The sequence below is a fragment of the Spirochaetota bacterium genome (genome assembly GCA_026414805.1).
In the GTDB taxonomy this organism is placed as follows: Bacteria; Spirochaetota; UBA4802; order UBA4802; family UB4802; genus UBA4802.
In genome coordinates this window covers 1-1,610 of the sequence record JAOAIH010000143.1, presented here as the reverse complement: position 1 = coordinate 1,610, position 1,610 = coordinate 1, and the positions used below count along the sequence as shown (strand labels likewise).

At 38.0% G+C, this 1,610-nt stretch carries 1 protein-coding gene; it reads right to left on the bottom strand.

The window, feature by feature from the left end; all coding sequences use genetic code 11:
- Positions 1-156: 156 nt before the first annotated feature.
- Positions 157-1,458: an aminotransferase class III-fold pyridoxal phosphate-dependent enzyme gene (locus N3F66_15020; protein ID MCX8125458.1), complete on the bottom strand. Its 1,302-nt coding sequence runs from the start codon at positions 1,456-1,458 to the stop codon at positions 157-159.
- Positions 1,459-1,610 lie beyond the last annotated feature (152 nt).

Sequence of the window (1,610 nt, the reverse complement as noted above, 5' to 3'; positions counted from 1 at the left end):
CCTGCCTGTTCATTATCATAGTTGAACAGATCCTCGTTCCACCGCAACTATTTTGACTTTTTTATCATTCCTCCTTAGTCTGAGTAATATTTCATTCTAAAATATTAAGCGATAGTTACTAAATAGTGTACTTTTGTGCAACTAATTGCAAGCATATTAATATTTATCGCCATACTTCTTCTTTAATAGCTTGCATACATCATCAACGATATTCCAGGTCTTCTGAATATCTTTTTCTGTATGAGCAGTTGACACAAACCAGTTATGATGTGATGTAAAATAAGCACCTCGTGCTGTACACTCGGCACACCATTCCTGATGCAACATATTACTTGGATCATTTGTGATGCGTACATACGGCATTGAATAGGCTCCAGTTACCTTTAACTCATATCCATAATTAGCACAGATTTTAACCATTCCATCGAATAGCTTTTTACCAATTCTATTCATCAATGCAGGGCCATTAATTCGTTGCAGCTCCTTTAACGTTGCAAGCGCCGCCGCCATAGGCACTGACTGATACCAGTAACTGCCAGTATAAAAAACTTTTGCAGCAATAGTTTTCAATGCCTCAACACCTACCAGAGCTGAGATTGGATATCCATTTGCTATCGCCTTGCAATAGCAGGCTAAATCCGGAGTGAAACCAAAATATGCCGCCGACCCTTTCATATCCAATCTGAATCCGCATCGGACATCATCAATAATAAGAACAATACCATGTTTAGTGCAAAGATCTCGTATACGCTGCCAGTAACCAGGAGCAGGGAATTCACTATCGGCAAAGTTGGGATGATGATAAGGTGAAGCAATAAAACCTGCTATCCCGTTGGGATTAGCAGCAATTGCTTCCTCAAATTGTGATATATTATTCCACTCTATAGCAATAATGTTGGCAATATCTTCTTCAATTACACCATAGTGACCATACCCCTGCATCCATTGCGCAACACCATGGTATCCACCTTTTACCATAACAATCTTTTTTCTTCCCGTTGCAGCACGAGCTATCATAATAGACAAATTAGTAACATCACCGCCATTCTTAGCAAAGAAAGCCCAATCAGCGCCCTGTATAGTATCTGTAAGATATTCAGCAAGCTCTATCATAATCTTTGAAGGTCCCATCATACAATCACCCTTTTTACGCTGTTCCGCAGCAGCAGCATCAACCTTTGGATGATTGTATCCTAAAACCATAGGGCCATACGCGCACATGTAATCTATAAATTCATTGCCATCAACATCCCAAAAACGAGAACCTTTTGCCCTTTCAGCATAAAATGGATACATTGTGGGTGGAACTAGTGGCGCCGGGCTAAAATGTCCTGGTATACCACATGGTATAACTTTAAGAGCTCGCTGAAATAGTTTTTGTGAATTTTTATACGAATACGTTTTAGCTTTTGTACCATAGCTTGTGCTATATGTTTTTTCTTTTGCTTCTAATTTCATACAGTTACCTCATTTATTTAATTAATTTTTTTCTAAACTTACCAGGTGAGATTTTAAATTCTTTCTTAAAAAGCTTATTAAAATAATGTTCATCATAAAACCCACAACTTTGGACTATCTGTTTAATAGAAAAGTTAGGGTCTTTAAGAAGC